Consider the following 10886-nt stretch of genomic DNA (forward strand, 5'->3'; position numbering starts at 1 on the left):
ACTCCGCGACACGGCCGCGCCGGTCCTCCTGTCGACTTTGACAATCGTTATCAATAGTCGCTACGGTGAAGCATCCCGACCGTCCGACTCCGGACTCAGATTGGCTCTCCGTGACGATCCGCACCGCACGCACGCGCTCCCTCTCCGCCGCCGCCCTCGTGGGCGCGGCGGCCCTCGCCCTCTCGGCCTGCTCCGGCTCCGGCGCCGCGTCCGGCGCGAGCGGCGACTCCGGTCTCGTCTCGGTCGTCGCCTCGACGAACGTCTACGGCGACCTCGCGCAGAGCGTGGGCGGGGACCTCGTCGAGGTCACGAGCATCATCGACAGCCCCGAGAAGGACCCGCACGAGTACGAGGCCACGGCGCGCGACCAGCTCGCCGTCTCGGACGCGCAGCTCGTGATCGAGAACGGCGGCGGCTACGACCCGTTCGTCGACACGATGATCGACGCATCCGGTTCCGAGGCGCCCGTCGTCACCGCGACGGTCGTCGCCGGGCTCGAGGACGAGCACGCGCACGAGGAGGAGGGCGCCGAGGAGGAGCACGCCGAGGAGGAGGGCCACGGCCACGCCGCCTACAACGAGCACGTCTGGTACGACCTCACCGTCGCCCGCGACGTGGCGACCGAGATCGCCGACCAGCTCTCGAGCATCGACCCCGGCAACGCCTCGACCTACGCGTCGAACGCCGAGTCCCTCACCGGCGACCTCGACGCGCTGATCGAGCGCGAGCAGGAGCTGAAGGGCACCGTCGAGGGCCGCTCCATCGCGATCACCGAGCCGGTGCCTCTCTACATGACCGAGGCGCTCGGCCTCGTCGACGCGACTCCGGAGGAGTTCAGCGAGGCGATCGAGGAGGGCACCGACGTGCCCGCGACTCTGCTGCAGGAGACGCTCGCGCTGTTCTCGGACGGCACGGTCGACGCGCTCGTCTACAACGCCCAGACCTCCGACGCGCAGACCGAGGCCGTGCTCGAGGCGGCGCAGTCCGCCGGGATCCCCGAGGTCGCGGTCACCGAGACACTGCCCGACGGTGACGGCGGGTACGTCGGCTGGATGACCGCGAACCTCGACGCGATCGAGGGGGCGCTCTCGTCGTGACGCCCCCGTCCCCGATCGATCGGCCCGCCTCCCCGGAGGCGGGCCTTCCGGCGTCTCCGGCCGTGCTGCGGATGCGCGACGCGAGCCTCTGCTTCGGCTCCCGCGAGCTGTGGAGCGGCGTCGACCTCGACGTGCGGGCGGGCGAGTTCGTCGCCGTGCTCGGCGCGAACGGCTCCGGCAAGACCAGCCTGCTGAAGGCGGTGCTGGGCCAGCAGCCGCTCAGCACGGGCGAGCTGCAGGTGCTCGGGTCGCCGGTCCACCGCGGCAACCGCCGCATCGGCTACATCCCCCAGCAGAAGCTCGCCGACGACGGCACGCCGCTGCGCGCCCGCGACCTCATCGGCCTCGGCATCGACGGCCACCGCTTCGGGCTCCCGCTGCCCTCGCGCGCCCGCCGCGCCCAGGTCGACGCGCTGCTCGCGGCGGTCGGAGCGACCGACTACGCCGACGCTCCGCTGGGCAGCCTCTCGGGCGGCGAGCAGCAGCGGGTCCGCGTGGGCCAGGCCCTCGCGGGCGATCCGGCGCTCCTGCTCTGCGACGAGCCGCTCATCGCGCTCGACCTCGCGCACCAGCGCGCGGTCAGCGAGCTGATCGACCGGCACCGGCGCGAGCGGAACCTGGGCGTGCTCTTCGTGACGCACGACGTGAATCCGGTGCTGCGGATGGTCGACCGCGTGCTGTACCTCGCCGGCGGCCGGTTCCGCATCGGCACCCCCGACGAGGTGCTGCGCTCGGAGGTCCTGAGCGATCTCTACGACGCGCCGGTCGACGTGATCCGCGCCCGGGGCCGGATCATCGTCGTCGGCGCCCCCGATCACTCCCACGTGCACGAGCACGAGGGCGAGCACCGGCACGAGCACCGCCACGAGCACTCGGAGGATCGAGCCTGATGGACGACGTCTGGTCGCAGATCTTCGACTTCTCGGACTACGGCGCGCTGCTGTCGCTGCTGATGAACTCCGTCATCGCGGGAGCGGTGCTGGGCGTCGTCGGCGGCCTCATCGGCGTCTTCGTCATGTCGCGCGACATGGCGTTCGCGGTGCACGGCATCAGCGAGCTGTCCTTTGCGGGCGCCTCCGCGGGGCTCCTGCTCGGGATCGGCGTGGTGCAGGGGTCGATCGTCGGCTCGCTGGTCGCGGCGCTGCTGATCGGGCTGCTCGGCTCCCGGGCCCGCGACCGCAACTCGATCATCGCCGTGCTCATGCCGTTCGGCCTGGGCATCGGGATCCTCTGCCTCGCGCTCTACCCGGGGCGCAGTGCGAACAAGTTCGGCCTGCTGACCGGTCAGATCGTCGCCGTCGACGACCCCCAGCTGGGCTGGCTCATCGCGATCTCGGTCGTCGTCGTGATCGGCCTCGCGCTGATCTGGCGCCCGCTCACCTTCGCGAGCGTCGACGCCGACGTGGCGGCCGCTCGCGGCGTGCCGACCCGTGCGCTGTCGATCGTCTTCATGCTGCTGCTCGGGCTCGCCGTCGCGGTCTCGGTGCAGGTCGTCGGCTCGCTGCTGGTGCTCGCGATCCTCGTCACCCCGGCGGCCGCGGCGCTGCGGGTCTCGGCGTCGCCGGTGATCGTGCCGCTGCTGAGCACGCTGTTCGCGGTCGGCGCGCTGGTGGGCGGGATCCTGCTGGCGCTCGGCGGCTCCGTGCCGATCAGCCCCTACGTCACGACGATCTCGTTCACGATCTACGTCGTCTGCCGGATCATCGGCCGCAAGGGAGTGCGCCGCCGGCGCTCCCCGGCGCTCGTCGGGGCGGGGGTATAGCGTGGCCCGGGTCGTGAGACGGGAAGGTGGTCCGGTCATCAAGCGGAACACGTGGCAGAGGGAAGCGGTGCGCGAGGCGCTCACCGGGCGCGACGACTTCGTCAGCGCGCAGGGGCTGCACAGCGCACTGCACGCCTCCGGGTCGCCGATCGGACTCGCCACGGTCTACCGGGCGCTCGCCGATCTCGCGGTCGAGGGCGAGGCCGACTCCCTGCAGTCGCCCGACGGCGAGAGCCTGTACCGCGCCTGCACACCCGGCACGCACCACCACCACCTGATCTGCCGGCGCTGCGGTCTGACCGTCGAGATCGCGGCCGACGAGGTCGAGACCTGGGCGCACTCGGTCGCGGGGCAGCACGGCTTCACGGACGCGCACCACGTGGTGGACGTGTTCGGCCTGTGCGCGGAGTGCACGCGGGCGACCGCGGGCTGAGGCCCCTCGTCAGGCCGGGAGGAAGATCCCGGCCGCGCGGTCCTTCACGACCGCGCCCGCGGGCAGCACCCGGCCGCTCATGGCGAGGTAGACGCCCGGCGGCAGCAGCTGCACGGCCGCCACGGCCACGCCGAGGTTGAAGGAGGCGTCACTGTCGCGCATCCGCGCGGGCTGCATGGCCCCGGTGAGCACGACGACGCGGTCGCGCACCGTGCCGATCGCTTCGGCGGTGGCGGTCATCGTGTCGGTGCCGTGGGTGAGGACGATGCGGTCCTCCTCGGCCTCGAGCACGCGGCGCCGGATGAGGGCGCGGTCGTCGTCGTCGAGATCGAGGCTGTCCTTCGCGAGCACCTCCTCGACGCGGAACTCGAGTGTCGAGAGCACGGGCTCGAGCAGGCGCGGCACGGTCGGCGCTCCGATGACGAGCTCGCCCGAGAGCGAGTACTCCTTGTCGATCGTGCCGCCGGTGGTGAGGACGAGGATGCGATCTGTCACTCCTCCACCCTAGGCCGGGCCTCCGACACGGCAGTGGGCGCACGTCCGTGCGGATGCTCCTGAGCGGTCGGCGCGCACCGGGCCGCCGCGGGACGATGGGGGGATGTCACGCATCTCCGCCTCGTCCGCCGCCCGCACCGGGGCCAAGCTGCTGCTCGGCTCCGCCCTCGTCTTCGCCGGGGTGAGCCACCTGACCCGCGCCCGCGAGGAGTTCCAGGCGCAGGTGCCGGAGTGGGTGCCGCTGGACGAGGACACGGTCGTGCTGGCCTCGGGCGTGGTCGAGATCGGCCTCGGAGCGGCGCTCGTCCTCTCGCGCCGCACCGCGCCTCTCGTGGGGAACGCGGCCGCCGCCTTCTTCACCGCGATCTTCCCGGGCAACGTCTCGCAGTACCTCACGAAGACCAGCGCGTTCGGCCTCGACACCGACCGCAAGCGCGCGGTGCGGCTGCTCTTCCAGCCGGTGCTCGTCGCGTGGGCGCTCTGGTCGACCCGGCGCGGCTGAGCTCAGTCGGCGGCGAGGGCGCGGAGGAGGCGCTCGAGCCCGAACGCCCACGCGTCCTCGATGTCGCCGCCGAGGGTGAAGCCGCCGTTGATCTCCATGCTGACGAATCCCGTGGCCCACGCGGTGAGGGTTCGCGCGGCCTCGAGCGCCTGCTCAGGACCGGCGAGCGCCTCCATCGCGCGCAGGAGCGACGTGCTCGCCGCGACCCGGTACTCCTGCGCGGCCACCGGCGTCCCCGCGGCCGGCGTCATCACGAGCTGGAACGCGGCGGGCCGCTCGTGCCCGAAGCGCCGCAGCTCGTCGGCGATGCGCGCCGGATCGCTCTGCGCGCCCAGCCGGTCGGCGTAATCGCGCAGCGTCGCCTCCGCCACCGAGCGGATCAGCGCCTCCCTGCTCTCGACCCGCTTGTAGAGGGAGGGAGCGCGCACGCCCACCCGCTGCGCGACGGCCTGCATCGTGACTCCCGCGAGCCCCTCCTGCTCGAGGAGCTCGGCGGCGGCGGTGACGATGGCGTCGTGGGTGGTGCGGTCCGGAGTGGGCATGCCCTCAGCATAGCTATTGACAGTAGCCATGATGGCTAACTAGCGTAGCCATCATGGAACTCACCCCCTCGCTCCACCGCCTCGGCTCCGACATCGTCGCCTCCTACCTCGTCTCGGTGCCCGAGGGCATCACCCTCATCGACGCCGGCCTGCCCGGCCACTGGTCCGATGTCCTCGCCGCGCTGTCCGCCCTCGGGCGCCCGATCGAGGACGTGAAGGGCGTGGTCCTCACTCACGGCGACTCCGATCACATCGGCTTCGCGGAGCGCCTGCGCCGCGAGCACGGCGTCCCCGTGTTCGTCCACGCGGCGGACGCCGACCGGGCGAAGGGCGGGAAGAAGCCCGCGAACGGCAAGCAGACGATGCGGTTAGGCGCGATGGCGGGGTTCCTCGCCTACTTCGCGCGCAAGGGCGGCCTGCGCATCCCTCCGCTGACCGAGGTCGTCGAGGTGGCCGACGGCGACGTGCTCGAGCTGCCGGGGTCGCCCCGGATCATCGGACTGCCCGGCCACTCCGCCGGCAGCATCGCGGTGCACGTGCCCGTCGTCGACGCCGTCTTCGTGGGGGACGGGCTGACCACGCGCCACGTCCTCACCGGGCGCTCGGGCCCGCAGCCCGCTCCCTTCACCGACGATCCGGAGCAGGCGCTCGCGTCGCTGCGGCTCCTCGTGCCGACCCGGGCGGCCTGGGTGCTCCCGGGGCACGGCGCTCCGTGGAGCGGGGGAGTGGACGCGGCGGTGGCGGCGGCCGAGGCGGCGGCCCGCGGCTGAGCCGAGCGCTCGGAACGCCGCTCAGGAGGCGGGGACGAGCTCCCAGCGCGCGGCGAGCAGCTGCAGCGCCTGATCGAAGACGGCGGTCCAGGCGGTCGCGTCGTGCGCGCTGTCCGGCACCTCGAGGTAGGTGGTCTGCATCCCCGCCGCTGCCGCGTCGGCGTGGAGGGTCCTGACGCCGTCCAGGAACGTCGTGTCGTCGGCGCCGACTCCGAACACCGCGACCGTGTCGGCGTAGGGGGCGTGCGCCGCGAGGATGCTCGCGGGCTTCGCGGCCGCGTACGCGCTCGCGCTGCCTCCGAAGCCCTTCTCGATCGTCGTCGCCTCGTCGCCCAGGGTCGGGGCCAGCTCGCCCGAGGCGTCGACGATCGCGCCGAAGAGCTCCGGATGAGCGGCGCCCAGCTGGATCGCGCAGGTGCCGCCCTGCGAGAGGCCGCCGATCGCCCAGTCGTGCGCGTCGGGCAGGACGGGCAGGTTCGCGCGGATCCACGCGGGCACGTCGACGGTGAGGTACGTCGCCGAGTTCCCCAGCGGCGAGTCGACGCACATCGGGTTCGCGTCCGGATCGCCCAGCTGGTCGGGCGAGACCACGATCGGCGCGAGTCCGGCGTGCGCGGCGGCGTACACGTCGAGGGTCTGCTGCAGCTTCTCGGTCGAGAGCGGGTCGGAGGGCGATCCGGGCTGGCCCGAGAGCATCACCATGACGGGCAATAACGGAGGAGCGGCGGTGAGGGCGGCCGGCGGCAGGTAGACCACGGCGTCGCGCGCGGCGAATCCGGACGAGGTCGCGGTGATCACCACCGAGGACACGCGGCCGGCGGTGGGCATGCCGGCGGGAGCGGTCCAGTCGGCGAGGGCGGGGTGGGCGCCACCGATCGAGGCGAGCGGGGAGTCGGTCACCGGGTACTCGCTGATCCCGAGTGCGCTGCGGAGGGTGGGGTACTGCCCGAAGTCGATGTTCACCGTCATCGAGGCGGTCAGGACGACCAGGAGTGCGACGCCGACCGAGGCGAGCGCGCGTCGAGCGCGTCGACGGGCGAGCGCGTGGACGAGCACGAGGGCGGCGACGCCGAGCCCGCCGAGGGCGAGTCCCGCCCAGAGGCGGGTGACGGCGGTGAAGTCGACGCCGAACGGGCCGTCCGTGCCGTCCAGCAGCGCGGTCAGGGCGGCTCCTCCGATCGTCCCGACGAGGAGCACTGCCGCGACGGCCGCGGATCGGCGCGTACGGCCACCGGGGCGCGAGCGCGCGTAGGCGACGGCGAGCCCGGCGAAGGCGAGGGCCGCGACCGCGTACGCGGTCACGACGAGGGGGCCCGAGGAGAGGCTCAGCCCGAGGAGTGCGTTCATGGGTGGTTCCGGTCGTCCGGTCGCCGGGTGCGGCGGCGGGCGCCAGTCTCGACCCGTGGTCTGGACGGTCGCTGGTGGTCTCCTGGACGACTGGGAAGGCGGAGGGCTCCGATGCCCTCCTGCGACGCTCCTCCCCAGGCGGGGATGCTCCGAGTGCTCCACGGCACCGGCGCAAGCCCGCGCGAACGGGCCCCGACGCGCCTACCGTGGAAGGAGAAGGACACGCAGACCGCGCCCTCACGAAGGAGCTCGACCCATGACGCAGATCCCCACCACCGCCCCGCCCGCCAGAGGAGCCCGCGCACGCCGAGGAGCCCGCGCATGAGCCGCGGCGTCGCCGTCGTCACCGGCGGCACCGCCGGACTCGGCCGCGCGACCGTGCGCGAGCTCGCGAAGCGCGGGTGGGACGTCGCGGTGCTCGCCCGGGGCGAGGACGGGCTCGCCGCGACGGTCGCCGAGATCGAGCAGGCGGGTCGCCGGGCCCTCGGGGTGCCGACCGATGTCGCCGACCGCGAGGCCGTCGAGGCCGCCGCCGACCGCATCGAGGCCGAGCTCGGTCCGATCGAGCTGTGGGTCAACGACGCGATGGTCGGAGTGTTCGGCGAGTTCCTGTCGACCGAGCCCGCCGACTTCGAGCGCGCCGTCGCCGTCAACTTCTTCGGCTTCGTCAACGGCACGCGCGCGGCGCTCTCGCGGATGACCCCGCGCGGACGCGGTCACGTGATCCAGGTCGGGTCGGCCCTCGCGCACCGCGGCATCCCGCTCCAGGCCGCGTACTGCGCCTCGAAGTTCGGCGCGCGCGGCTTCACCGAGGCGGTCACGGCCGAGCTCCTGCACTCCAAGAGCGCGATCAGGCTGTCCGAGGTCGACATGCCGGCGCTGAACACCATCCAGTTCAACTGGGTGAAGTCGCAGCTGCCGCACCACCCGCAGCCCGTGCCGCCCATCTACGAGCCCGAGGTGGGGGCGATCGCCATCGCCGACGTGGCCGACAAGCCGCGCCGGCGCACCTGGGTCGGCGAGCCGACCGCGGGCACGATCCTGGGCGACCGCTTCGCGGGCGGCTTCCTCGACTGGTACCTGGCGCGCAACGCCTTCGACGGGCAGCAGGCTCCCGACGTCACGGAGCCGATGCTGCCGAACAACGTCTACGAGCCGGTGCCCGGCGACCACGGCGCGCGCGGCCTCTTCAGCAACCGGGCGCACACCATGACCCCGCAGATCTGGATGATCCGCCACCGCGCGGCGAGCTACGCGGGGGCCGCCGTCGCAGCGGCCGCCGGAGTGGTCGGCGTCGTCGCGGCTCTGCGGAGGAGGTGACCGTGACCGACGTCGACGTGGTCGTCGTCGGGGCGGGTCCGAACGGGCTCGCCGCGGCGCTCACCCTGGCACGGGCGGGCCTCTCGGTCTCGCTGTTCGAGCGCAACGAGCGGATCGGCGGCGGCGCGCGGACGGCCGAGCTGACGCTGCCCGGCTTCCACCACGACGTCTGCTCGGCGGTGCATCCGATGGCCCTCGCGTCGGAGTTCTTCCGGCGGTTCCGGCTCGACGAGCGGATCGACCTGCGCGTCCCCGAGATCTCGTACGCGCACCCGCTCGACGGCGGGCGGGCGGGGATCGCCTACCGCGACCTCGAGCGCACGGTCGAGGCGCTCGGCCGCGACGGGGCCGCCTGGCGCTCGCTGATGGGCCCGCTCGCCCAGCGGGCCGACCGCGTCGCCGGCTTCACCAACGACGCGCTGCTGCGCGTGCCCACCGATCCGAGCGTCCTCGTGCGGTTCGGCCTGCGGGTGCTCGAGCAGGGCTCGCCGTTCTGGAACCTGCGCTTCCGCGAGGACGTGGCCCCGGCCATGCTCGCCGGCGTCGCCGCGCACTCGATCCGCCCGATGCCGAGTCCGTCGACGGCCGCGGCGGCGCTCGCCCTCGGCACCTACGCCCACGCGCGCGGCTGGCCCGTGCCGGTCGGCGGCAGCCAGTCGATCGTCGACGCGATGGCCGCGGATCTCCTCGCGCACGGCGGCACGATCGAGACGGGCGTCGAGGTGACCTCGCTCGAGCAGCTGCCGAGCGCCCGGGCGACGCTCTTCGACCTCACTCCGGAGGCGCTGCTCCGCCTCGCCGGCGGCCGGCTGCCCTCGGCCTACGCGAAGGCGCTGCGGATGTTCCGCTACGGCAACGGCGTCGCCAAGGTCGACTTCGCGCTCGACGGACCGGTGCCGTGGACGAATCCCGAGCTCGCCCGCGCGGGCACGCTGCACGTCGGCGGCACGCGGGCCGAGATCGCGCGAGCCGAGCGCGACGTGGCGCAGGGCCGCCACAGCGAGAACCCCTACGTGCTCGTCGCGCAGCCCTCGCTGGCCGATCCGGGTCGCGCGCCCGAGGGCAAGCACGTGCTCTGGGCCTACACGCACGTGCCGCGGTACTCGCCCGCGCACCAGAAGGAGGCGATCACCGCGCAGATCGAGCGGTTCGCGCCGGGCTTCCGCGACCGCATCCTCGGCGTCTCCTCGATGACCGCGCGCGACATGGAGCAGTACAACCCCAACTACCTCGGCGGCGACATCGCGGCCGGGGCGGCGAGCGTCGCGCAGCTGGTCTCGCGCCCCGTGCCGTCCCCCGACCCGTGGCGGACGCCGGCCGAGGGGCTCTACCTCTGCTCGTCCTCGACCCCTCCCGGGCCCGGTGTGCACGGCATGGCCGGCTGGCACGCCGCCCGCAGCGCCCTGCGGCACGAGTTCGGGATCACGCGGGCGCCCGATCTGGCACCCTGAAGGACGGAGTGGCCCCGCCGGGCGCGCTCCACCGCCCGCCGAGAGCCCACGAAGGAGCCCGCGATGTCCCGCAACACCCGCGTCTTCCACTGCCCGCCCGAGTCCGTCTTCGCCGCCCTGTCCTCCGGGTGGCTCTTCCCCTCGTGGGTCGTGGGCGCCTCCCGGATGCGGAAGGTCGACCAGGACTTCCCGCACGTGGGCTCGCAGCTGCACCACTCGTTCGGGCTGTGGCCGCTCGTGATCGACGACCGCACCACGGTGCTCGAGTGGGACCCGCCGCACCGCTTCGTCATCCAGGCGGCCGGTTGGCCGATGGGCGAGGCGCGGGTGCGGATCGAGGTGGAGCCGCACAAGGGCGGCTGCCGCGTCCGCATGCACGAGACGGCCGTCAAGGGGCCGGGCACGCTCATCCCGAAGCCGCTCCTGCACTCGTTCCTCTGGGTGCGCAACATCGAGGCGCTGCAGCGCCTCGCGCACATGGCGGAGGCGGGTGCCGGCGGACGCGTGCTGGCCCCGAGCGCCCTGCCCTCCCCGCGCGACCGCGAGGGCGTCGACACTCCGAAGCACCTCGTGCCGCGGCTGCTCGGCACCGTCGCCTCGGTCGCCGTGGGCTCCCTGGCGCTGCGCGCGGTGCGGGCGGCCGTGCGGCGCGCCCGCGCCTAGGACCTGGTGAACACGATCTCGCGTGCTCCGCTCGGCCCGATCGCACGATCTGCGGCGTCGGAATCCTCGGTCGATGCCCGCATCGACCTTCGGCTTCCTCCTTGCAGCTCGCACGCCCAGGCCGTGCTCGCGACGGCGATCTCTTGTTCAACAGGCCCTAGGACGCGTCAGACGATGCGCTCGATGAGCCGGACGTGGTGCACGGCGACGCGCGTCGGCTCGCCCTCGAAGGCGGCCGCGCGCTCGGGCGAGTCCAGGTACGTCTTCTCGATCGCGAGGAACGACTCCGCGTCGCCCGGGGTGCTCACCGCCCAGACGAACTCGTTCACCTCGCGGTCGGCGTAGGCGAACTCGATCCGGAAGCCCAGCGCCTCGCGCGCCGGCACGATCCTCGCCCGGAACCAGGCGAGGAAGTCGTCGATCACCCCGTCGACCAGCTCGTAGCGTCGGAGTTGGATGGTCCTGGTCTCGGCGGCGTCGCTCATGCGATCGACGGTACCGGAC

The 10886-nt window shown here is 73.3% G+C and carries 13 protein-coding genes; 9 read left to right on the top strand and 4 right to left on the bottom strand.

Annotated elements, in window-relative coordinates:
• Window positions 1-110 precede the first annotated feature (110 nt).
• From IOC53_RS15490 to IOC53_RS15505, 4 genes are all read left to right on the top strand, one after another.
• Complete coding sequence (locus IOC53_RS15490; protein WP_307786221.1) at window positions 111-1097, top strand: metal ABC transporter solute-binding protein, Zn/Mn family; 987 nt, start codon at window positions 111-113, stop codon at window positions 1095-1097.
• A 71-nt stretch (window positions 1098-1168) separates the two neighbouring features.
• Window positions 1169-1987 carry a metal ABC transporter ATP-binding protein gene (locus tag IOC53_RS15495; protein ID WP_207407114.1) on the top strand — a complete coding sequence of 273 codons (819 nt, stop codon included), beginning with the start codon at window positions 1169-1171 and terminating at the stop codon, window positions 1985-1987.
• Window positions 1987-2859, top strand: a complete 873-nt coding sequence (locus IOC53_RS15500; RefSeq protein ID WP_207407090.1) for a metal ABC transporter permease — start codon at window positions 1987-1989, stop codon at window positions 2857-2859. Before IOC53_RS15495 ends, IOC53_RS15500 begins: the two co-directional genes overlap by 1 nt.
• A 37-nt stretch (window positions 2860-2896) precedes the next feature.
• Window positions 2897-3292 (top strand): Fur family transcriptional regulator, encoded by a 396-nt coding sequence (locus IOC53_RS15505; RefSeq protein ID WP_207407116.1) that lies wholly within the window; start codon window positions 2897-2899, stop codon window positions 3290-3292.
• A 9-nt stretch (window positions 3293-3301) separates the two neighbouring features.
• Here IOC53_RS15505 and IOC53_RS15510 read toward each other — a convergent pair whose 3' ends face one another.
• Window positions 3302-3787, bottom strand: coding sequence for an asparaginase domain-containing protein (locus IOC53_RS15510; protein ID WP_207407092.1), 486 nt, complete (start codon window positions 3785-3787; stop codon window positions 3302-3304).
• A gap of 103 nt (window positions 3788-3890) precedes the next feature.
• On the opposite strand from IOC53_RS15510, the gene IOC53_RS15515 reads away from it, so the two are divergent.
• Window positions 3891-4289 carry a hypothetical protein gene (locus tag IOC53_RS15515; RefSeq protein ID WP_207407094.1) on the top strand — a complete coding sequence of 133 codons (399 nt, stop codon included), beginning with the start codon at window positions 3891-3893 and terminating at the stop codon, window positions 4287-4289.
• Between the two features lie 2 nt (window positions 4290-4291).
• On the opposite strand, the gene IOC53_RS15520 is transcribed toward IOC53_RS15515, so the two are convergent.
• Complete coding sequence (locus IOC53_RS15520) at window positions 4292-4831, bottom strand: TetR/AcrR family transcriptional regulator (RefSeq protein WP_207407096.1); 540 nt, start codon at window positions 4829-4831, stop codon at window positions 4292-4294.
• A 53-nt stretch (window positions 4832-4884) separates the two neighbouring features.
• Between IOC53_RS15520 and IOC53_RS15525 the strand changes: the two genes are divergently transcribed.
• Entirely contained in the window at window positions 4885-5601 is a 717-nt protein-coding gene (locus IOC53_RS15525; protein ID WP_207407099.1) for an MBL fold metallo-hydrolase, read from the top strand.
• Window positions 5602-5622: 21 nt separating this feature from the next.
• Here the strand turns inward: IOC53_RS15525 and IOC53_RS15530 are convergent, their stop codons facing one another.
• Window positions 5623-6948 (bottom strand): esterase family protein, encoded by a 1326-nt coding sequence (locus IOC53_RS15530; protein WP_207407101.1) that lies wholly within the window; start codon window positions 6946-6948, stop codon window positions 5623-5625.
• Between the two features lie 321 nt (window positions 6949-7269).
• Here IOC53_RS15530 and IOC53_RS15535 point away from each other — a divergent pair, with 321 nt between their 5' ends.
• The 3 genes from IOC53_RS15535 to IOC53_RS15545 all read left to right on the top strand — a co-directional run bounded on the left by IOC53_RS15535 (window position 7270) and on the right by IOC53_RS15545 (window position 10382).
• Entirely contained in the window at window positions 7270-8268 is a 999-nt protein-coding gene (locus IOC53_RS15535) for an SDR family oxidoreductase (protein ID WP_207407103.1), read from the top strand.
• A 2-nt stretch (window positions 8269-8270) separates the two neighbouring features.
• The gene (locus tag IOC53_RS15540) at window positions 8271-9719 is read left to right on the top strand and encodes an NAD(P)/FAD-dependent oxidoreductase (protein WP_207407106.1); all 1449 of its coding nucleotides are present in this window, start codon (window positions 8271-8273) and stop codon (window positions 9717-9719) included.
• Between the two features lie 63 nt (window positions 9720-9782).
• A complete protein-coding gene (locus IOC53_RS15545) occupies window positions 9783-10382 on the top strand; it encodes an SRPBCC domain-containing protein (protein ID WP_207407108.1) in 600 nt (199 codons plus the stop codon).
• A 167-nt stretch (window positions 10383-10549) separates the two neighbouring features.
• Here IOC53_RS15545 and IOC53_RS15550 read toward each other — a convergent pair.
• On the bottom strand, window positions 10550-10886 hold a 337-nt coding region (locus tag IOC53_RS15550), incomplete at its 5' end, for a hypothetical protein (protein ID WP_242683403.1).

This window comes from Rathayibacter sp. SD072 (assembly GCF_017355185.1).
Classification (GTDB): domain Bacteria; phylum Actinomycetota; class Actinomycetes; order Actinomycetales; family Microbacteriaceae; genus Rathayibacter.

What these genes read in the sequence shown, in the direction of transcription:
- IOC53_RS15520 (WP_207407096.1), bottom strand. Translation starts at nt 4,831, where the DNA reads ATGCCCACTCCGGACCGCACCACCCACGACGCCATCGTCACCGCCGCC.
- IOC53_RS15500 (WP_207407090.1), top strand. Translation starts at nt 1,987, where the DNA reads ATGGACGACGTCTGGTCGCAGATCTTCGACTTCTCGGACTACGGCGCG.
- IOC53_RS15525 (WP_207407099.1), top strand. Translation starts at nt 4,885, where the DNA reads ATGGAACTCACCCCCTCGCTCCACCGCCTCGGCTCCGACATCGTCGCC.
- IOC53_RS15530 (WP_207407101.1), bottom strand. Translation starts at nt 6,948, where the DNA reads ATGAACGCACTCCTCGGGCTGAGCCTCTCCTCGGGCCCCCTCGTCGTG.
- IOC53_RS15495 (WP_207407114.1), top strand. Translation starts at nt 1,169, where the DNA reads ATGCGCGACGCGAGCCTCTGCTTCGGCTCCCGCGAGCTGTGGAGCGGC.
- IOC53_RS15515 (WP_207407094.1), top strand. Translation starts at nt 3,891, where the DNA reads ATGTCACGCATCTCCGCCTCGTCCGCCGCCCGCACCGGGGCCAAGCTG.
- IOC53_RS15545 (WP_207407108.1), top strand. Translation starts at nt 9,783, where the DNA reads ATGTCCCGCAACACCCGCGTCTTCCACTGCCCGCCCGAGTCCGTCTTC.
- IOC53_RS15535 (WP_207407103.1), top strand. Translation starts at nt 7,270, where the DNA reads ATGAGCCGCGGCGTCGCCGTCGTCACCGGCGGCACCGCCGGACTCGGC.